The sequence below is a fragment of the Nonomuraea helvata genome (assembly GCF_039535785.1).
GTDB classification, from domain to species: Bacteria; Actinomycetota; Actinomycetes; order Streptosporangiales; family Streptosporangiaceae; genus Nonomuraea; species Nonomuraea helvata.
On the sequence record NZ_BAAAXV010000009.1, the window covers coordinates 376,288 to 395,641 of the forward strand.

The window sequence follows — 19,354 nt, forward strand, 5'->3', positions numbered from 1 at the left end:
AGGAACTTTGCCGATCGCCCGTTCGTCCTCATGGGCGAAGGAGGCTTGCTGCCAATGACCCATTCGCTGCGCCGAGCAGGGGCCGCGATCGCGGCTCTGATCGCCGGTCTGATCGTCGTTCTTGCGCTGTCCCCTGCCGCCAACGCGGCGGCTCCCCCTGATGCTCAGTCGGTGGTGTCCTATTGGAAGGACAAGAAGGACCCGCTCTTCGTGGAGTCGGGCTCGCCGCTGACCTCTGATCAGCAGAGTGAGATCCGTGACGCGCTGAAGGGGGCCAAGAGCAAGATCTACGCTGTCGCGCTGCCCGACGGCACGATCACCGACTCCAATGTTGCTTCCTACATGAGCTCGCTCAACTCGGCGCTGACGGCCGCGGGCCGTAACCGGGCCACGTTCGTCGTGCTCGACGGCCCGACGCTGTTCGCGGCCTCGAGCGCGCTGCGTCAGCAGGGTCTCGCGGGCGAGCTGGCCAACCGCGCGGTGAGCGCCAACTCGAACGTCGCGGACGGCATGAAGGACTTCGTCCACCGCGTGGACCTGGCCATGAAGGGCGACCGCTCCGCCCTCGACACCGACAGCCAGGCCAACCCCGGCGCCGGCGGCACCGCGGCGCTGATCGGCCTGGGCGCGCTGGCGCTGGTCGGCGGTGGCGGCTACTTCCTCTACTCCAGCAACAAGAAGAAGAAGCGGGCCATCCAGGAGGCCAAGGACCTGGCGGCCGTCAAGCAGACCGTGGACGAGGACGTCACCAAGCTCGGCGAGGAGATCACCGCCCTCGACACCGACGTGACGCTCGCCGGCCAGGGCGGCAAGCACATCGAGGAATGGCAGCAGGCGCTCGACTCCTACGAGAAGGCCAAGACGCAGCTGGCCACCGTCCAGCGGGCCGACCAGGTCCGCGACGTCACCCAGACCCTCGAGGACGGCCGCTACGCGCTGGCCGTGGTCAAGGCCAAGGTCAACAACGAGCCGGTCCCCGAGCGGCGCGCCCCCTGCTTCTTCAACCCGCAGCACGGCCCGTCCGTCCGTGACGTCCGCTGGGCCCCGCCCGGCGGCGCGCTCCGCGACGTGCCGGCCTGCCGGATGGACGCCGAGGCCGTGGAGCGCGGCTTCGACCCGCAGATGCGCGAGGTCATGGTCGACGGCCACCGCCGTCCGTACTACGACGCGGGCCCCGCGTACCAGCCGTACGCGTACGGCTACTACGGCGGCTTCGGCGACGTCATGACCGGCATGTTCATCGGCACCATGATGGGCAGCATGCTCAGCGGCGGCTGGGGTTACGGCGGCTACGGCGCCGGCTACGCCGAGGGCTACGCGGACGGCGGCGGCGGCGACCTCGGCGGGGGTGGCGACTTCGGCGGCGGCGGCGACTTCGGTGGTGGCGGCGGCTGGGGCGACTTCGGCGGAGGCGGCGGAGACTTCGGCGGCGGCGACTTCGGCGGCGGCGACTGGTAAAGCCCTGAGGCCCACAGGTACGGGCCTCCACAGGGGGCGTTGCGCGGATCACCTCCGGGCAGCGCCCCTTTCGGCTTCCCGACTCAAGCCATCCGGCGCAGGCGTTCGCGCCAGGGATGGGTGATGTGCTCGGTCTCCAGCGCCTCGTCCAGCCAGCGCCGCTGCGTGTCGCTCAGCAACGGGAGGACCGCCTCGAAATCGGCCTCGTCCTTCGGCCGCGCACCCTTGGCCTTGTAGAGCAGCTGCACCTCCGGGGCAAGCCGGTGGAAACCGTCCTCCTCAACGGTCAGCCCGGCCAGCGAGCGGCGGATCCGAGGGTCACGCCGGTAGATCCACTCCTCTCCGTCGGCCTCGTCCAGCATGAGCTGGAAGCGCCATGGCCCGTCCGGATGCTCGCGTACCCAGATGTCGTGTGCCTGCTCGGGCAGCACCTCGTCCAGTGCCCATGGCCGCAGCGTCTGGGGCACGACCGCGGCGTGGACGTCCCAGCCGTCCAGCAGCCGCCGCACGGCGAGCTGGTCCCGCCGCAGCAGCGCGACATCCACGTCCCCGTGCTCGCGATACGGATGGCCCACGGCCAGCTCGATCGCGTACCCGCCGGCCACCCACCACGGCGCCGCCAGCCCGCGCATCAACGCGACGACCTCGTCAAGCGGCGCGGCCTCCCAGGGCCCCCACGGCGTCTCGATCCTCGTCATCCGAAGATCATGCATGACGGCAGCCTCTGTCGTCGCGCCCGTGGGATCTGTAAATCCAGTTACGGTTGTGAGCGTAAATCAATTCACAGATCCATGTCGACGGCCCACGTCGTCGGGATGCCATCATCGGTCGGCCTGGTCGAAGGCGTCTCCTGGCGCTCCCGAACTCAAGCTTTCTCAGGCCAGCGGCCCTCGATGTAGTGGCAGACCAGCGCGGCATGGGAGAGCGGGGTGGCGGGGTCGTCGACGTCGCCGTTGGTCGTGTAGTCGAGAAGAACCACATCGCCGCGGTCAGCGAGCCGCCGCAAGCGCTTCACGAGACTGCTCACCCTGTTCTCCAGGACCCAGCGGTAGGCGGGAAGGTAGATGCGGCGCCGGGCGGTCGGGTAGTCGAGCAACCGGCTGCCGTAGAGGCCGTCTCGGTGGCCGCGCACCAGCCCGTGCTTCCGCACGGTGCGTTTGAGGCCGGTCATGTTGGTGATGTCGAGCTTGGTGGGGTCGACGTCGGCGGTCTCGAAGACCTTGAGCGCCTGCCAGATCCCCTCGACCGTCTGGCTGTAGACGCCCGGGGTCTGCGGGACGGGGATGCCGCCGTGCGGGAAGAACGGGCTCATCCTCACCCATGGCTCACCTGCCTTGGAGGTCACGTCGATGATCTCGGCGCCGGGATGGGCCTTGGCGAGCGAGGCGGCTGAACGACGGCGGCCGGCGACCTGAATCGGCACGGTGACAACCCTTCGGTCAGGAACGGACGCGGTACAGCTTGGCCGAAGGGGGCGACACTTTCGCTTTCGCGACCGCCGGAGCGGGCTGGGGCCTTCTGAGGCGACCTTCGCGCGTTTCCGGCAGCATGAACCCCATGCTCATCGTCATCGGCGGCCTCCCCGCGACAGGCAAGACGACGCTCTCCCGGCTCCTGGCCACCCACCTCGGCGCGGTCCACGTGCGCATCGACACCATCGAGCAGGCGATCGTCCGCTCCGGCCTGGCCCGCCAACCCCTCGGCCCCGCGGGCTACATGGTCGGGTACGCACTGGCCGAGGAGCACCTGCGCCAGGGGCTGGGCGTGGTCGCGGAGTCGGTGAACCCCCTGGCCGCCACCCGTGACGCGTGGCAGGAGGTCGGGGCCAAGGCAGGCGTACCGGTGGCCGAGGTGGAGGTCGTCTGCTCCGACCGGGAGGAGCACCGCCACCGCGTGGCCTCGCGTTCGATCGACATCCCCGACCTGCGGCCGCCCACCTGGCAGGAGGTCGTCGACCGCGAATACGAGCCGTGGGAGCGCGAGCACATCGTCGTGGACACCTCCGGACAGACGCCGGAGGAGTCGCTCGGCGGCCTCCTCCGGAGCCTGGATCAAGGCAACTTCAAGATTCGTAACATCGGATAAGTGACCTATCTCGCCGAAGGGACCCGTGTCGGGATCCGCCGCATCAGCCGCCAGGACCGGGCCGAATTCCTGGCCCTGAACCGGGAGAGCGCCGACCTCCTCGCCCGCTGGATGCCCGGCGACCCCATCACCACCGACGAGGTCTTCGAAGGGTACGTGGCGCGCTTCGACGAACCGGCCAACGAGGGCTTCGTGATCTGCCGCCTCGACACCGGAGCCATCGTGGGCCGGGCCAACATCAACAACATCGTCAGGGGCACGCGCCAGGACGGCACCCTCGGGTACTGCGCCTACTCCTCCACGACCGGGCGCGGCTACCTGACGGAAGGGCTGCGGCTGCTGGTCCGGTACGCGTTCGGCGAGCTGGGGCTGCACCGCATCGAGGCGAACATCCAGCCCACGAACGCCCCCTCCCTGAGCCTGATCAAGCGCGTCGGCTTCCGGCGAGAGGGCTATTCGCCGAACTTCCAGTACATCGACGGCGCGTGGCGGGACCACGAGCGGTGGGCGATCACCGCGGAAACGGCCGGTACGGGCCCGGATGACGCATAGCCCAGACGGTGCCGCGCACGATGGCCTCCTTGAAGGCGGCTGAGAGCCGGCCGGTGAGTACGGCGTCGGCCGGGCTGTCGTCGCGCCGGGTGAACTGGGTGACCCCGTCGTGCCGGCCCAGACTGATGTTCTGCCAGACGTACCGGAACCTGGCGCGCCGCGGCTTACGCCCCGTCAGCAGGTCGGCCACCGCCTCGCCCCCGTACATCCCCATGGGCAGGCCCGTCTGGCAGGCCATCCGGGTGGGCCGCCCGCTCCGGTCGGCCGCCGCGGCGTCGCCGATGCCGAACACCTCCGGATGTGACACCGACCGCAGTGACCGGTCCACGAGCATGCGCCCGTGCCGGTCCGTGGCCAGTCCCGCCGCGGCGGCGAGATCGGATACGCGGAACCCGCCCGCCCACACCACGGTCTCGGAAGGCAGCTCATCCCCGGACTCCAGCAGCGGGCCGCCGGGCCCGATCTTGGCGACCGGCGCGTGCTCGCGTACGGCGATGCCCATGCGGGAGAAGGCCCGGTGGAGGTGGCGGCGGGCCCGTGCGGAAAGCCCCTCCCCGATCAGGCCGGCGGAGACGAGGGAGACGCGCAGCCCGGGGACGGTCTCGGCGAACTCGGTCGCGGCCTCGATGCCGGTCAGCCCACCGCCGATCACGGTCACCTCCCGGCTCTCCGCGAGCCGCGCCCGCAGCCGGACGGCCTCGTCGGCGGCGGCCAGCGTGTACGCGTGCTCGCGCACCCCCGGCACGGCGTCCAGCTCGGCGGCACTCCCGAGCGCGTAGACCAGCACGTCATAGGAGAGGTCGTACGGAGCCGCGTCCAGGCGCACCGTCCTCGCCTCCAGGTCGATCCCGATCACCCGGGCGACCACCAGCTCGATGCCGGTGCCGGCGAGCAGGCCGGCCAGCGGCAGGTCGGGCAGCCGCTGGCCCGCGGCGAGCTGGTGAAGCCGGACGCGTTCCACGAAACGGTCGGTCGCGTTGACCAGCGTCACCCGGACGTCCGCGCGCCGCAGCCGCCAGGCGGCCCGCTTGGCCGCCCCCAGCCCCGCGTATCCGGCGCCCAGCACCACGATGTGGTCGGTCATGGTTCCTCCAGAGTCCGAAGTCCCCACTTGAACCGGCGAGCCCGCCCGTCCGTGACACGACCGCCCTGTGATCGCGCTCACACCGCCCAACCCGGGCAGCGGGATCAGGCGAGCTGGACGGCGGCGAAGGCGAGTTTGGCCGGGCTGACCATGGTCCGGATCGCGACGACGCGGTCCCCGGCGATCTCGAGAGCCATGATCGCCAGCACGTCACCGTCCGGCTGCCGAACCAGCACCGCGGGCTCCCCGTTGACGTCCAGGATCTCGGCCCGCACCCCGGCCGCCTCCGGCCGCGAGGGCAGCCCGCGCAGGTAACGGATCACCTTGGCCGGTCCGAGTACGGGCCGGCGTGCCGCGGTCGCGCCGCCACCGTCCGCCCAGGCGACCACGTCCGCGGCGAGCAGCCGCTCCAGGGCGGCGACGTCCCCGGTCACGGTCGCCTCCAGGAAACTCTGCACGATGCGGCGGTGCTGCTCCCGGTCGCTCTCGAACCGCTTGCGCGGCTCCCCCACGTGCGCCCTGGCCCGCCGGTGGAGCTGCCGGGAGTGGGCCTCGTCGATGTCCAGGATGTCGCCGATCTCCGCGTGGCTGTGCCCGAACGCCTCCCGCAGCACGAACACCGCCCGCTCCGTCGGCGTCAGCCGTTCCAGCAGGATCAGCACGCCCAGCGACACGGATTCGCGCTGCTCGACGGTCTCCAGCGGACCGAGCGCGCCGTCAGCGGTGAGCACCGGCTCCGGCAGCCACGGCCCCGCGTAACTCTCCCGCTGCCGCCGCGCGGAGGCGAGCTGGTTGAGACAGAGGTTGGTGATCACCTTGGTCAGCCACGCGGCGGGCACCTCGACGGGCCAGGAGGCCCGGCTCCACCGCAGGTACGTCTCCTGCACCATGTCCTCGGCCTCGGAGGCGGAGCCGAGCAGCCGGTACGCCAGCCCGAACAGCCGCACCCGCTGCCCCTCGAACACCTCCACCGATCCCGCGTCCGCCCCATGGCCGTCCATCCGATCGATGCTAACCAGACGCCGTTCCGCCCTGGTTCGCGGCACCGGCGCACGGGGCCGCTAGAGGAGGGTGCCGAGGGGGCCCAGGTCCAGGTTGAGGTCCTCGGGCGCCAGGTCGAACCGGTCGCAGAGGTCGGTCATCGCCTCCTCCAGGCGCATCAAGGTCACCCCGAGCGCCTCGATCTGCTCGTCCGACAGGCTCCCCTGCTCCATACGCCGTACGCACTGGCGCTCCACGAGCTGGCGGATCAGCTCGACCAGCGTGAGCACGAGGCGGCTCAGGTCGCGCTCGATCGTCTCCGAGTCGGCGGCTATGCGCAGGCTGGGACGGTCGACGCTCACGCGGCCTCATCCCCCTCGATCGACACGATGATCGTACGGAGGGAGATGCGTACGAGGTCCACGTCCGCGATCGACAGGACGAGGTCGCCGGTCAGGACGACGCCGCCCTCCAGCAGCCGGTCGAGGAGGTCCACGAGGGCCACGCGTTCGGGCGGGATCCGGTCGTCGGCCACCACGTCACGTCTCAACACGCCTCCATCACCGTGAAGGAGTACGGAGCCCAGGGGCCGGTGAGACGCACCTCCACGCCGTCCCCGCCGAGGCTGCCGACCGTCGCGGCGAACTCCTCGTCGCGACCCTCGTCCACGAGGTAGGCGCCGTTCAGCAGCATCGCCTCGTTCCGGCCGGAGAGCTGAGGGTCCTGGGCGCGGTGGCGGCAGCTCGCGACGGCGAGCGACGACAGGGCGGCGTGAATGTGCTCGGCGCGGCCGGCGATCTGCCGGCGGAGCCGCTCCCGGCCGCGCAGGCTCGCCTGGCGGCGCTGGAGATACGCGGTCCCGGGCTTCCGGACGCCGTCCCCGGCCCTTGGATCGCCGTCCCCGGCCCTTGGATCGCCGTCCCCGGCTCTTGGATCGCCGCTCCCGGTCCCCCGGTGGCCGTCCCCGATCGCCGGAGACGACGAAGACGCGCTCGGGCTGACGTACGCCTTGACGCCCCACTCCCTCCTCCCCGTGACGTGCGAGAGCACCTCCAGGAAGTCGTCCCTGCGCCGTTCCAGCAGGTCCCGCACCTGCGCGTCGTCCGCGTACACGGTGACGAGCCGGACCGGCGCCGTCGGGGTGGCGGCCGCCACGGCCTCCACCACGCGGTGGTGGGCGCGGGCCGTCACCGCCAGCCAGTCCAGGTCCTCCAGGGAACGGCGCAGGGGTCCCTCTCCGAACTCGCCCAGCGGCACCGTGCTCACGTAGGCCACCAGGCCGGCCCCGGCGATCGTGCGCACGGGCGCGACGCCCTCACATGGGCACTCGACGGCAGAGCGGGCGACCGCGTACACGTACGTGCCGGTGCCGGTCATTCCTCGCCCCTGGCGGCGAGCTGGCGGCGCAGGCGGCGGTTCTCCTCGATCAGCTCGCGGTCGCGCCCGGACAACCACGGATCGTGCTGCCACCAGTCGATGCCGAGTTCCCTGGCCGTGTCCACCGAGGCGATCAGCAGGCGCAGCTTGATCGTGAGCAGCTCGATGTCCAGCAGGTTCACCCGGATGTCTCCGGCGATCACTACACCTCTGTCGAGCACGCGCTCCAGGATGTCCCCGAGATTGGCCGGCTCGCGGCTCGTGCCCCCGTACGGCTGGCGCACCACAGGGGTGGCCGTTCCTGCCCTGTCCACGTCACAACGCCTCACCGGTGTCGGCGTTGGAGCGCCGGTACCGCCGTAGCCTCCGATATGACAGCAAGTTCCCCTCCGTGTCCATCTCGGTCTGATAAAGGGCGAGGATGTCGCCCGATGAGGGGATGCGGCGGTCTTCGACGACCTCCACGCCGACCTTCCAACCGCCCTCTACCGGTTCGACGGCCGTGACGCCCTCGATCTGCTTCGTAGTGAGATCGGCGATATGTTGGAGCCCTGCCTCACCGGCGGTCGCGGCGGTCAACCCCCTCCGCCTTGGCTCACGGACTTCACGGGCCTCACGCGGCCGGGTGGACGTGGGGCGCTTCTCGATCATGCGATTACCTCCGCCCCGCGGCCATGAGCTGGAGAACCCGCTCGACCGCCTGGCTCTCCTCTTCCTCGGTGATCTCCCCGGCCTCCCTGGCCGCCTCGATCTCCTCCAGGTGCCGCCTGACCGAGGCGGGGTTCCTGGTCTCCATGTCGACCTGCTCCTGGAACAGCTCGGCGAGCCAGAGCAGCCCGCGGAAGGGCGCGAACGGCAGCCCGAAGATCAGCCCAAGCAGTCCCATGACTCATACCCCCGGCTCCTGCGCGATCACGAAGTCGTAGGGCGCGAGCGGTCCGAGCAGCCGGAGGCTCACCCGTCCGTCCCAGGTCTCGCCGAGCTCGCCGAGCGCCTTCTCGAGCGCCCGCTGCCCGCCGGTCCTGGCGAGCATGGCCACGTGTACGGCGTCCTGCTCGTGCGACGGCGGGCGTATCATCGCCGTCGAGTAGTGCGAGGAGAGCGCGTCGAGCAGCGTGCGGGTGTCCAGGTCGCGCTTGGCCTCGATCGCGGCCGCGATGAGCTCCCCGAGCCTGATCCGCTCGTTCCTGGTCACGTCCTCCGCCTGGCCGCGGATGGCCTCGCGCAGGCCGGCGGCCTCCGGGTTCTCCGCCAGGATCTCCCTCATCAGCGCGGACTCCACGTAACGGCCCTTGACGATGTACTCGGCCTGCCCCTCGAGATCCTGCAGCGCTCCCAGGAACTCGTCGTGGAACGGCGTGAGCAGCTCCTCCACGATCGCCTCCGGGCTCGCCAGCACCGCGCCGAACCGGAACGGCAGCACGGGCCCCTTGGCGGCGACGGAGTCGAGCAGCCGCTCGTAGGCCAGCAGGTCGCCCGGCCGGCCCAGGGGCTGGTCCACGTTCACGTCGCTCACGAGGGCGGCGACCTCGCCGTGCCGTACGAGCTGGACCTCGCCTGGCGGGTCACCGAGCCCGCGATCGTCCGAGGCGAGCTTCAGGTCCGCGGGCACGACCCCGTAGAGGTATGACGCGATGTTCTGCTGCCGCTGCGCGGCCTGCTTGGGTACGGAGCCGCCGGAAACCTTGGTGGATCGTCCCATCTGCCTCACTCTTCCTCTTCGCGCCGGCGAGGGGCCTTCTTCTTCATGCCGTGGCTCTCGACGATGTCGGTCAGCTTCTCGTCCGCCGCCTCCAGGACCCCCTGGACCACCTTCTTGGTTCGGTCCACGCTGGGAGCGCCCTTCGTGGTCTCCAGGACCTCGGGCAGTCCCTGCTCGCCGGTCTCGGCCATGTCGAGCCGGTTCGCGGCCTCCGCGAACCGCAGGTACGTGTCGACGCTGGCCACGACGACGCGCGCGTCGATCGTGAGGACCTCGATGCCGACGAGCGAGACCCTGACGTAGGCGTCGATCACGAGACCCTTGTCGAGAATCGTGTCGATGACGTCGGCCAGGCCCGTCGGAGACGGACGTCCGGCCATCTGGCCGGTCGCCGCCGGTTGCACAGACGTAGTCATCATCCCTCCCCTTGCCCTCGCCAGCCTGCCCCCAAAAGCGACACCGAACCACATAGAACCCAAAAACGGATAGGGCTTGACGTAGTCGACTCGCTACGGTGTGCAACCTTTAGGCGAAGGGGAGGTTCGCGTCAGGTGCTGGCGCGGACCGCGAGGAGGGGAGTGAGCAGGGTGGAGTCGGGCACCACGCGGCCCTCCAGCTTCTCCATGACCAGGCGGACCGCCTCGCGGCCCACTTCCTCCGCGGGGATCAGCACCGAGGTGAGGGGCGGGCCGGCGCGCTCGGCCACGTCGTCGGGGCAGATCGCGACCACCGCCACGTCGTGCGGCACCCTCCGGTCGAGCTGGCGCAGCGCGGCCAGCACGTGGCCGACCGCCGCCTCGTTGTGCACCACCAGCGCGGACAGGCCGGGATGGTCGAGGAGCAGGTCGCGCACGGTCTCGTAGACCTCGTCGAACGTCTCCTCGCACGGCAGCGCGACGCCCTTGAGCCCGTGGGCCTCCACCGCCTCCACGAACCCCTCGCGCGTCCGCCGGGCGAACCCCGTCCCCCGCTCGTACACCACCGACGGTGCCCCGAGCAGCGCGATCTCCTCATGACCGCGTTCGGCCAGGTGCTCCACGCACCGCGCGCCCGCGGCGGCGAAGTCGAGGTCCACGCACGTCAGCCCGGCCGGCTCGGCGGGGAAGCCGATGAGCACGCTCGGTTCGGGCAGCTCGCGCAGCAGCGGGACCCGGCGGTCGTCCAGCTCGACGTCCATGAGCACCAGCGCGTCCACCATCGCGCTCGCGGCCACCCGCCGGATGCCGGCGGTGCCCTCGTCGGCGGTCAGCAGCAGCACGTCGTGGTCGAAGCGGCGCGCGGCCGTGACCACGGCGCTGGCGAAGCGCATCAGGACGGGCACGTGCATGCCCGCCCGCAGCGGCAGCACCAGCGCGATCACGTTGGAGCGCTTGCTGGCCAGGGCACGGGCACCGGCGTTGGGGTGGTAGCCGAGCGTGCTGATGCTCTCGAGCACCCGCCGCCTGGTGTCGGCCGAGATCGTCCGCTTGCCGCTGAGCACGTAGGAGACCGTGCTGACGGCCACGCCCGCGTGCTTGGCGACCTGGGCGATCGTGACCGTGCGCCCGCTCAAGCCCCGGCTCCGAAGTCGAGCTGGGCCAGTGTCACGCCGTCGTTCTCGAACACCACATACAGATCGTGCACCCCGTCCACCTCCGGGAGCGAGGCCGTGATGGCGTGATAGCCGTAGCGGTCGGTCCTGGGTACCGGGAACGTGGCGAGGGCCTGACCGTAGAGGGGGTCGCCGCGGCGGACGGTGATCACGCCGCCCTCCGTGCTGCCCGCCGTCGCCACGCAGGTCGTGGCGGCGCCGAGGTCCACCTGCCGGAACAGGATCCACGCGCCCTCCGCGTCGGACCTGACGGCGTCACCGTCCACCTTGGTCTCGTCCACGAACGTGATCGCGTCGTACTCGTCGTGGGCGGCGGCGCGCAGCAGCCCCGACTGGGGCGGGACGGTCTCGCCGTCGACCTCGAAGCGGGCGCTCAGGCGCAGGTCGGTGGCGCTGCGGCCGACCATGAGCTGGTGCGGCGCGCTCTCCACGACGAACCCGCCCCTGGTCACGTCCCAGAAGGCCAGCTCGGAGACGGGCAGCGTCAGCGTGACGGCGCGGCTCTCGCCGGGCGCGAGGCGTACCTTCTCGAAGCCGCGCAGGCGGCGCAGCGGCTGCTTGACGCGGGAGCGCTGCTGGTGGGTGTAGAACTGGACGACCTCGACGCCGGGCCTGGTGCCGGTGTTCGTCACGGTGGCCTCGGCTCTGACCACGTCGCCTTCCACGTGTACGCGCAGGTCCGCGTAGTCGAAGGTGGTGTAGCTGAGTCCGTGGCCGAACGGGTGGAGCGGGACGCCGCGGAAGTACAGGTACGTGGCGTCGGAGGCGATGATGTCGTAGTCGAGCAGGTCGGGCAGCTCCTGCTCCGAGCGGTACCACGTCTGGGTGAGGCGGCCCTCCGGGTCGGCGTCGCCGAAGAGCACCTCGGCCAGCGCGTGGCCGTACTCCTGACCGCCGTGCGCCGACCAGAGCACGGCCGGGATCTCGTCGTCGGTCCAGGTCAGCGGGTAGCCGCTGGTGATGACCATGACGGTGCGCGGGTTCGCCTTGCGGGCGGCCCGCACCACGGCGTCCTGGGCGGGGGCGAGGGCCAGCGTCATGCGGTCCTCGGTCTCGCGTCCGTTCACGAGCGGGTGGTCGCCGACCACCACGACCGCGACGTCGGCCGCGGCGGCCAGGCGGGCGGCCTGCTCGGTGCCGCTCCTGACCACCTCCATGGCCAGCCAGACCGCCTGGTCGGCGTCATCAACCAGGCGCAGCACGCCGTCGTCGCCCGCGCCGACGTAGCAGCCGGTCGAGATGTGGCGCAGGGCGAGCGTGCCGCGCGGCCGCTCTTCCATCCTGAACGTCTGGCGCACCTCCCACCCGTTCGGCCCCGGCTGGTCGTTCACCAGCGTGACACCGTCCACCGACACGAACCGGCCGGTCGCCACGGCTCGTAGCGCGTAGGCCCCGCCGCCCCAGTCGAACAGGTCGAACGTGCCCGCCTCGGCGGCCCCCACGCTCAGCGGCCCGCCCGCGGGGTCGGCGGCCACGGGCCCGGACTCCGACGACAGCGTCACCCGGTCCACGGCCTCGCAGAAGACGGTCTCGCACCGCTCGCCCAGCCCCTGGCGGGCGGTGACCGCGTACGGGAGGGTGCCGCTGTACCAGTCCTCCATGAGCGCGTCGCCGAGCTGCCCGATCACCGCGATCTTCGTCACGCCGTCGAGCGGCAGCACCCCGTCGTTCTTCAGCAGCACGAACGAGCGCCGCGCCGCCTCCCCGGCCAGCGCCTGGTGCTCGGGGCAGTTGACCACGTTCCCGTTGACGTCGTCGTACGGCGTCCCCGGGTCGAACTCCCCCAGCCGGAACCTGATCGACAGCGCGTGACGGACGGCGCCGTCCACGTCCTCCTCGCTCATCAGGCCCTTCGCGAGCGCCTCGCGCAGGTGGCCGAGCGTGACCTCGGAGCGGTCGTCGTCCTGGGTGAAGCTGTCGAGCCCCGCCTTGATCGCGTGCGCGTACGCCTCGGGCAGCGTGTCGTGATAGCCCTGGAGCGCGGTGAGGTTGCCCGGCGCGTACGCGTCGCTGACCACCAGCAGGTCGTCGGGCGCCCACGCCCGCAGCACCTGCCCGATCAGCGGGCTGAGGTGCGCCGGGCGGCCGTTGACCAGGTTGTACGACGGCATGACCGCCACGGCCACGCCCTGCTCGATGGCCGGCCTGAAGGCGGGCAGCTCGTACTCGTGCAGCACCCTCGGCGGCAGGTTGCTGGAGGTCGTGCAGCGGTCGGTCTCGTTGTTGTAGGCGAGGAAGTGCTTGAGCGTCGGGGCGGTCTTCAGAATTTCGGGAGCGCTCCCACTGAGTCCGCGCGCATAGGCCGCGGCCATGACCCCGGTCAACCACGGATCCTCGGAGTAACCCTCCTCGTTCCGCCCCCAGCGGGGGTCGCGCAGCGGGTTCACCACGGGGGCCCACACGTTGCGGCCCGCGCCCGCCGGGTCCTTGTGGTGGAAGGCCAGCACCTCGTCACTGGTCGCCTCGCCCACCCTGCGCACGAGGTCGGGGTCCCACGTCGAGGCGAGCCCGACGGCCTGGGGGAAGACGGTGGCCGTGCCGAGCCAGGCCAGCCCGTGCAGCGCCTCGGTGCCCGTGCGGAACGCCCCTACGCCCAGCCGCTCGACCGGGGCCTGGTACTGGTGCAGCAGACCCACCTTCTCCTCGAGGGTCAGCCGGCACACCAGGTCGTCGATCCGGTCGGGAATCGGAACAGCGGGGTCGCGGAAGGGTTCTTGCATGGTCATCCCTCTGAGAGTGTCGAAGCGCTTCGACGACCGGCCTCGGGAAGTTACGCGGACATTTCGGTGGATTTACTGAAGAGTGCCCGCCCCCGTGACCCAGGTCAAGGGACTCGGGGCAATCTTCCTGAATCTATGGAGTCCAGCACTCTCGCTGCGCCGCCGAGCGCCGCCGCGTCATGGCCCAGCGTCGAGGCCACCACCTGGCAGCCGCCGGCCTCCGCGGCGATCACGCGGTCGGCCATTTCGTCCTGGACGGCGGGCAGGAGCCACGGCGTCAGCGGGACGTAGTAGCCGCCGAGGATCACCACCTCGGGATTGAGCAGGTTCGCCAGGATGGACACTCCTTGGCCGAGACTGCGGCCCACCGACTCCAGCGTCGCCAGGGTGGCGGGGTCGCCGGCGCGGGCCAGCCGTACGGACTCCTCGATCTCCACCTGGATCTCGGCCGGCGACGGGTCCCTGCCCAGCACGGCGCCCAACCCCGCCATGACCTCCAGGCAGCCGCGGCGCCCGCAGTGGCACTCGGGGCCGTCGGGGTCGAGCTGGACGTGGCCGATCTCGCCGCTGAACCCGAGGCGCCCACGGCGCAGCCGCCCGTCGAGGATGATGCCCGCGCCCACGCCGATCTCGCCGGTGAGGTAGATCAGGTCGGAGGCGCCGGAGTGGGCGCCGAAGCGCTGCTCGGCCAGGGCGGCGAGGTTGGCGTCGTTGTCCACCTGGATGGTGAAGCCGGGGTCGCGCAGCGCCTTGGCCAGGTCGCCGCTCAGGTCCGCGTCACGCCAGCCCAGGTTGGGCGCGAACCGGACACTTCCGGCCGTGTCGACCAGCCCAGGCACGGCCACGCTCAGCCCGAGCACCTGCCGCTCCTGCTTGGCCATCCGGTTGACCACCCGGCGCACGACGGCCGCCACCGTGGCCACCCCCTGCCCGGCGGGCTCCGCCGAGTCGAAGGAACGCCGCCATGACAGCAGCCGCTCCCCCGCCAGGTCGACGGCCACGGCCGTGATGTAGCCGACGTTGATCTCCATCCCGATCGCCGCGTACGGCGAGCCGTCCAGGACCAGCATCGTCGCAGGACGCCCGACCCGGTTCTCCGTCAGCCCGATCTCGCGCACCAGCCGCCGGTCGATCAGGTCGGCCACCAGGCTGGAGACGGTCGCCTTGTTGAGTCCGGTGGAGGCGGCGATGTCCGCCCGGGAGCAGGGCGCGTGCTCGCGCACGAAGCGCAGCACCACCGCGAGGTTGGTGGCCCGGACGTCGGCGAAGTCCGCCGGCCGTGGGTTGGTGGAAGAAGTGATCAAATCAGCCCCGTTCCCCGCTCTGGCGTGACCATAGGATGCCGCATCGCGGGCCCGGCCACCAATCGGGCGCGATCCCTTGTGGCGGCGGGTCACCCTCCGTTAATTTGTTTGATTGATAGACGAACTAACTCTAGCTCGGAGTCCCCCCACCCCGGAAGGGAGCACGCCGTGAGTTCCACAACTCGGCGCGGATTCCTCACCCTGGCCGGCGTGACGCTGATGTCCGCCGCCTGCAGCCAGCCCGTGGCCCGCAAGGGCACTGGGAAGGCCGAGGCCGTCGACAAGCTGGCCCAGCTGCTGCCCAAGCACATCCCCTACAAGGGCGTCACCCCCGACGTGAACACGCCGATCGCGATCGGCTTCAATACCTACCCGAAGAACCTGGTCAAGGCCGTCCCGCAAACCCCCGGAGCCGGCGGGAGCTATACGGCGATCACCCCGCTCTGGGGGCCGCCGCCGCCAAGTCCGAACCCCTACTACGACCTGGTCAACAAGTCGCTCGGGGCCACGGTCAAGTTCCAGATCATCGACGGCAACAGCTTCGCGGACAAGATCGCGCCAATCCTCGCGGCGGGCAACGTCGGTGACCTCACCGCCATCCCCGCCTTCGTCCTCCAGAAGCTCGGCGACTTCAACCGCCAGGCGGACAAGCTCTTCCTCGACCTCGGCCCCTACCTGTCCGGCGACAAATCGGCGCAGTACCCGATGCTCGCCGCGATCTCCGAGGAGGCCTGGGCGTTCGGCGTGTGGAACGGCAAGCTCATGTCCGTCCCACACCCGGGCCAGGGCCCGGCCCGCATGACGTACTACCGCAAGGACATCTTCGACACGCTCGGCGCCAAGCTCTGGAACAACGCCGACGAGCTGTTCGAGCTGGGCAAGCAGCTCACCGACAAGTCCAAGAAGCGCTGGGCGTTCGCCACGCTCCACCAGGAGATCGAGCGGGCCTTCCGGGTGCCGTCGAAGTGGCGGTTGGCGAACGGCAAGCTCGAGCACAAGTACGAGACGAAGGAGTACGCCGACGCCGTCGCCTTCATGCGCAAGCTGTTCGAGGCGGAGCTGGTCCACCCCAGGGTGGTCGCGGCGGGATCGGCCAACGACCCGAGCAAGGAGCTGTTCGAGGGTGGCCAGGCACTGATCTTCGATGACGGGACCGGCGCCTGGCACGAGGCCATCAGCCGCCAGGCGCCGGTCAACCCCGCCTTCAACATGCAGCCCCACAACTGGACCGCCGACGGCGGCAAGCCCTACGGGTGGTACTCCGACCCGGCCTGGATGTTCGTCTTCCTGAAGAAGGACCTGCCCAAGGAGAAGGTCGAGGAGCTCCTCCGCATACTGAACTGGCTGGCCGCGCCCATCGGCACGCAGGAGTACCACACCTGGAAGTACGGCGTGGAAGGCACGGACTGGAAGGACAAGGACGCCAACGGCTTCCCCGTCTACACCAAGAAGGGCCAGCAGGAGGCGCAGCCGGCCACCTACTTCTTCCTGGCCAACCAGGTCGAGCCCATGGCTCCCTACACGCCCGACTACATCAAGACGTACGGAGACTACCTCGACGTCTGGTCCCAAAGCGTGGAGGACTACCCGTTCAAGGGCCTGCGCACCCAGGACCCGTCGCGGATGGCCGCCGCGCAGCAGCCGCTGGAGGACAAGGTCCTCGACATCGTCAAGGGCCGCCGCCCCCTGTCCGACCTGTCGACCGTCGTGCAGCAGTGGCGGGACGCGGGCGGCGAGGAGGCCCGGACGTTCTACACGAAGGTGCTGAAGGACAATGGCCGCATCTAGCGGCCAGACAGCTGTGGACACCGCCGTTCCCGCCGCGGCCACCACACGCGGGAGGCGGAAAGCCGGGGCCCTGCGCACCAGGCTGCGGCGGGACTGGCAACTGCTGCTCCTGACGCTTCCGGCCCTCGCGCTGCTCCTGGTGTTCCACTATGTCCCCACGCTGGGGAACGTCATCGCGTTCCAGGACTACTCGACGGTGGACGGGATCCTGGGCAGCCCGTGGGTCGGGTTCGGCAACTTCGTCTACCTGCTCGGCGATCCGGCCTTCTGGCACGCCGCGCGCAACACCCTCACGATCACCGCGTTCCAGCTCGTCTTCTACTTCCCCGTGCCGATCGCGCTGGCGATCCTGCTCAACAGCGTGCTGCGGCCACGGTTGCGGGCGCTCATCCAGAACGTCGTGTACCTGCCGCACTTCTTCTCCTGGGTGCTGGTGGTCACGGTGTTCCAGGACATGCTGGGCGGGGCGGGGCTGCTCGCGCAGGAGCTCGACAAGCACGGGTTCGAGGGCTTCGACCTGGCCACCCAGCCCAAGACGTTCCTCCTCCTGGTGACGGCGCAGTCGGTGTGGAAGGACGCCGGCTGGGGCATGATCATCTTCCTGGCCGCACTCAGCACGATCGACCCGAACCTGTACGAGGCGTCGGCGGTCGACGGAGCGTCCAGGTGGCGGCGGATGTGGCACATCACGCTGCCCGGCCTCCGGCCGGTCATCATCCTGCTGCTGATCCTGCGGTTGGGCGACGCGCTCAACGTCGGGTTCGAACAGTTCCTGATCCAGCGGTCCGCTGTGGGCGCCGACGCGGCCGAGGTGATCGACACCTACGTCTACTGGCTCGGCCTGCAGACCGCCGACTACAGCATCGGGGCGGCGGCCAGCCTCTTCAAGGGCGTGATCGGCCTGACCCTCATCCTGATCTCCAACAAGATCGCACACCGGCTCGGCGAACAGGGAATCTATCAGCGCTCATGACAGTATTTCCCAATTTTCCCGACGGCCTCCTGCGCTCCGCTCCTCGTCCGCTGGCGCTCCCTGCGATGCTCACTCCGGAGGCCGTCTCATGACGACCATCACACGCTCGCGGCTCCGGCCCACCTGGGACGACGAGCCGTCCATCGCCGGCAAGCTCACCAAGGCGGTCGGCCTCGTCATCATGGTGCTCGTCGTCGTCTTCCCGATCTACGTCGTGGTGCTGACGAGCATCTCCTCCGGGAAGGCCATCAACGAGGCGGGCGGCCTCGTGATGATCCCCGACGGGTTCAGCTTCCAGGCCTACGCCGAGGTGCTCGGTGGCGGCGTGGTGGTCAAGGCGCTCCTCGTCAGCATCGGCGTCACCGCCGTCGGCACGGCCATCAGCCTGAGCGTTACCGCCATGGCCGCCTACGGGTTGTCGCGTCCAGGCTCGTTCCTGCATCGGCCACTGCTGTTCGCGGTGTTGGCGACCTTCCTGTTCGGACCCGGCATCATCCCCTCATACCTGCTGGTCAACAGCCTGGGCCTGATCGACAGTTACTGGTCGCTGATCCTTCCCGGCGCCATCTCGGCCTTCAACCTGGTCGTGCTGCGCTCGTTCTTCATGGGCATCCCCGGAGAGGTGATCGAGAGCGCCAAGATCGAGGGAGCGAGCGACTTCCTCATCTTCCGCAAGATCGTGCTGCCGCTGTCCAAGGCGGCGCTGGCGGTGATCGGCCTGTTCTACGCGGTGTCGTACTGGAACGCGTTCTTCAACGCCATGCTCTACCTCAATGACAGCGCCAAGTGGCCCTTGCAGCTGGTGCTGCGGACCTACGTGCTGGACGGCGCCCCCATGCAGACCGCCTCGGGCACGGTGGACGCCAGCAGCCTGGGCCTGGCCGCCGTCCCGGTCACCTCCGTCCGGATGGCGGTCCTCGTGCTGGCCATGATCCCGGTCGCCGCCATCTACCCGTTCGTCCAGCGCCACTTCATCAAGGGCGTCATAGTCGGCGCGGTCAAAGGCTGAGCCCGTCCCGGGGCCGAAAAGCACGGGGCCTCCGCCAGGGAGGCGCTTCGCGCGAGTCGGCTCCGGACCGCGTTCTCCAGGGGGCTCACGCCCCCTTCTACCCCCGTACCACCCCGCTCGCCGTCCCCATCCGTTGGCCGGTCACCGGGCAAGCCTGCTGGAGCCCACCCCAAGCCCCGGTTCGCTTGCCCGCCAGCACCGGCGCCCCAGACGCGCGATCTCCCGTAGCACGTCCGGGTGGGGGAGCGTGGGGGTTGGGGCATCCGTCATCGGTGTAGTCCTTCGATCGCCGCGGCCCGGCGACCCCGACAGGCGGCGCCACGCGAACATGAATGACCTTCTCGAATACGCTCTGGACGGTTGATTAAGCGAGGCGTTTTCTTCGGTATATGGGATAATGACGGCATGGCCAGGATCTTGCGCTGGGGCGCGGGCATAAGTGGGGTAATTCTGGTCGGTTTCGGCGTCTGGCTCTTCTTCAGCGTCGGTCTCGACAAATCAGACAAAATCGCCAGCAGTGCCGGGCTGTTCGTCGGAGTCGCGGGCCTGGCCGTGTCGATCTACAGCGTGATCATCGCGCGTCGCCAGGCGGCAGCCCCGCCGACGACGCCGGCAGGGGGACAGCCGAGGATCGAGGCATCCGGCGAGGGTTCCGTCGCCGCCCAGACGATTTTCGGCAACGTCGTCACGGGTGATCACAACCACCTGAACACGAATTAGCCATTTCCGC

General features: G+C 70.1%; 22 protein-coding genes. 7 read left to right on the top strand and 15 right to left on the bottom strand.

Annotated features, from left to right (window positions below):
* Window positions 1-54: 54 nt before the first annotated feature.
* Window positions 55-1,458 carry a hypothetical protein gene (locus ABD830_RS34315; RefSeq protein WP_344997036.1) on the top strand — a complete coding sequence of 468 codons (1,404 nt, stop codon included), beginning with the start codon at window positions 55-57 and terminating at the stop codon, window positions 1,456-1,458.
* Between the two features lie 83 nt (window positions 1,459-1,541).
* Here ABD830_RS34315 and ABD830_RS34320 read toward each other — a convergent pair whose 3' ends face one another.
* Both ABD830_RS34320 and ABD830_RS34325 read right to left on the bottom strand, forming a co-directional pair.
* Window positions 1,542-2,156 carry a nucleotidyltransferase domain-containing protein gene (locus ABD830_RS34320; protein WP_344997039.1) on the bottom strand — a complete coding sequence of 205 codons (615 nt, stop codon included), beginning with the start codon at window positions 2,154-2,156 and terminating at the stop codon, window positions 1,542-1,544.
* Window positions 2,157-2,323: 167 nt separating this feature from the next.
* Window positions 2,324-2,881, bottom strand: a complete 558-nt coding sequence (locus ABD830_RS34325) for a DUF6939 family protein (protein ID WP_344997042.1) — start codon at window positions 2,879-2,881, stop codon at window positions 2,324-2,326.
* Window positions 2,882-3,015: 134 nt separating this feature from the next.
* Here ABD830_RS34325 and ABD830_RS34330 point away from each other — a divergent pair, with 134 nt between their 5' ends.
* Window positions 3,016-3,543 (top strand): P-loop nucleotide/nucleoside kinase family protein, encoded by a 528-nt coding sequence (locus tag ABD830_RS34330; protein ID WP_344997045.1) that lies wholly within the window; start codon window positions 3,016-3,018, stop codon window positions 3,541-3,543.
* The gene (locus ABD830_RS34335) at window positions 3,544-4,095 is read left to right on the top strand and encodes a GNAT family N-acetyltransferase (RefSeq protein ID WP_344997048.1); all 552 of its coding nucleotides are present in this window, start codon (window positions 3,544-3,546) and stop codon (window positions 4,093-4,095) included. It abuts the gene before it with no gap.
* Here the strand turns inward: ABD830_RS34335 and ABD830_RS34340 are convergent.
* The 13 genes from ABD830_RS34340 to ABD830_RS34400 form a co-directional block, all read right to left on the bottom strand.
* Window positions 4,055-5,179, bottom strand: a complete 1,125-nt coding sequence (locus ABD830_RS34340; protein WP_344997051.1) for an NAD(P)/FAD-dependent oxidoreductase — start codon at window positions 5,177-5,179, stop codon at window positions 4,055-4,057. The two genes, ABD830_RS34335 and ABD830_RS34340, sit on opposite strands and share 41 nt — an antisense overlap.
* Before the next feature lie 104 nt (window positions 5,180-5,283).
* On the bottom strand, window positions 5,284-6,180 hold the full coding sequence (sigJ, locus tag ABD830_RS34345; protein ID WP_344997054.1) for an RNA polymerase sigma factor SigJ: 897 nt from the start codon (window positions 6,178-6,180) through the stop codon (window positions 5,284-5,286).
* 60 nt (window positions 6,181-6,240) lie between these two features.
* A complete protein-coding gene (locus ABD830_RS34350) occupies window positions 6,241-6,522 on the bottom strand; it encodes a gas vesicle protein K (RefSeq protein WP_344997057.1) in 282 nt (93 codons plus the stop codon).
* Window positions 6,519-6,713, bottom strand: a complete 195-nt coding sequence (gene gvpJ, locus ABD830_RS34355; protein ID WP_344997060.1) for a gas vesicle protein GvpJ — start codon at window positions 6,711-6,713, stop codon at window positions 6,519-6,521. The genes ABD830_RS34350 and gvpJ (ABD830_RS34355) overlap by 4 nt, the downstream gene beginning before the upstream one ends.
* The gene (locus ABD830_RS34360; protein WP_344997062.1) at window positions 6,707-7,537 is read right to left on the bottom strand and encodes a GvpL/GvpF family gas vesicle protein; all 831 of its coding nucleotides are present in this window, start codon (window positions 7,535-7,537) and stop codon (window positions 6,707-6,709) included. Before ABD830_RS34360 ends, gvpJ (ABD830_RS34355) begins: the two co-directional genes overlap by 7 nt.
* Window positions 7,534-7,851: a gas vesicle protein GvpJ gene (gene gvpJ / locus ABD830_RS34365; protein WP_344997065.1), complete on the bottom strand. Its 318-nt coding sequence runs from the start codon at window positions 7,849-7,851 to the stop codon at window positions 7,534-7,536. Before gvpJ (ABD830_RS34365) ends, ABD830_RS34360 begins: the two co-directional genes overlap by 4 nt.
* 1 nt (window position 7,852) lies before the next feature.
* Window positions 7,853-8,188: a gas vesicle protein GvpO gene (gene gvpO, locus ABD830_RS34370; RefSeq protein ID WP_344997068.1), complete on the bottom strand. Its 336-nt coding sequence runs from the start codon at window positions 8,186-8,188 to the stop codon at window positions 7,853-7,855.
* A 4-nt stretch (window positions 8,189-8,192) separates the two neighbouring features.
* On the bottom strand, window positions 8,193-8,423 hold the full coding sequence (locus ABD830_RS34375; RefSeq protein WP_344997071.1) for a gas vesicle protein GvpG: 231 nt from the start codon (window positions 8,421-8,423) through the stop codon (window positions 8,193-8,195).
* Between the two features lie 3 nt (window positions 8,424-8,426).
* Window positions 8,427-9,239: a GvpL/GvpF family gas vesicle protein gene (locus tag ABD830_RS34380; RefSeq protein ID WP_344997074.1), complete on the bottom strand. Its 813-nt coding sequence runs from the start codon at window positions 9,237-9,239 to the stop codon at window positions 8,427-8,429.
* Between the two features lie 5 nt (window positions 9,240-9,244).
* On the bottom strand, window positions 9,245-9,655 hold the full coding sequence (gene gvpJ / locus ABD830_RS54415) for a gas vesicle protein GvpJ (protein ID WP_425567224.1): 411 nt from the start codon (window positions 9,653-9,655) through the stop codon (window positions 9,245-9,247).
* A gap of 131 nt (window positions 9,656-9,786) precedes the next feature.
* Complete coding sequence (locus tag ABD830_RS34390; RefSeq protein ID WP_344997077.1) at window positions 9,787-10,791, bottom strand: LacI family DNA-binding transcriptional regulator; 1,005 nt, start codon at window positions 10,789-10,791, stop codon at window positions 9,787-9,789.
* Window positions 10,788-13,550 carry a glycoside hydrolase family 3 C-terminal domain-containing protein gene (locus ABD830_RS34395; RefSeq protein ID WP_378520737.1) on the bottom strand — a complete coding sequence of 921 codons (2,763 nt, stop codon included), beginning with the start codon at window positions 13,548-13,550 and terminating at the stop codon, window positions 10,788-10,790. Before ABD830_RS34395 ends, ABD830_RS34390 begins: the two co-directional genes overlap by 4 nt.
* 104 nt (window positions 13,551-13,654) lie before the next feature.
* A complete protein-coding gene (locus ABD830_RS34400) occupies window positions 13,655-14,854 on the bottom strand; it encodes an ROK family protein (protein ID WP_344997083.1) in 1,200 nt (399 codons plus the stop codon).
* A gap of 168 nt (window positions 14,855-15,022) precedes the next feature.
* Between ABD830_RS34400 and ABD830_RS34405 the strand changes: the two genes are divergently transcribed.
* From ABD830_RS34405 to ABD830_RS34420, 4 genes are all read left to right on the top strand, one after another.
* Window positions 15,023-16,642, top strand: coding sequence for a type 2 periplasmic-binding domain-containing protein (locus ABD830_RS34405; RefSeq protein ID WP_344997086.1), 1,620 nt, complete (start codon window positions 15,023-15,025; stop codon window positions 16,640-16,642).
* On the top strand, window positions 16,629-17,615 hold the full coding sequence (locus ABD830_RS34410; protein WP_344997089.1) for an ABC transporter permease: 987 nt from the start codon (window positions 16,629-16,631) through the stop codon (window positions 17,613-17,615). The genes ABD830_RS34405 and ABD830_RS34410 overlap by 14 nt, the downstream gene beginning before the upstream one ends.
* Before the next feature lie 88 nt (window positions 17,616-17,703).
* Entirely contained in the window at window positions 17,704-18,624 is a 921-nt protein-coding gene (locus tag ABD830_RS34415; RefSeq protein ID WP_344997092.1) for a carbohydrate ABC transporter permease, read from the top strand.
* A gap of 405 nt (window positions 18,625-19,029) precedes the next feature.
* Window positions 19,030-19,344 carry a hypothetical protein gene (locus ABD830_RS34420; RefSeq protein WP_344997095.1) on the top strand — a complete coding sequence of 105 codons (315 nt, stop codon included), beginning with the start codon at window positions 19,030-19,032 and terminating at the stop codon, window positions 19,342-19,344.
* The last annotated feature ends 10 nt before the right edge of the window (window positions 19,345-19,354 follow it).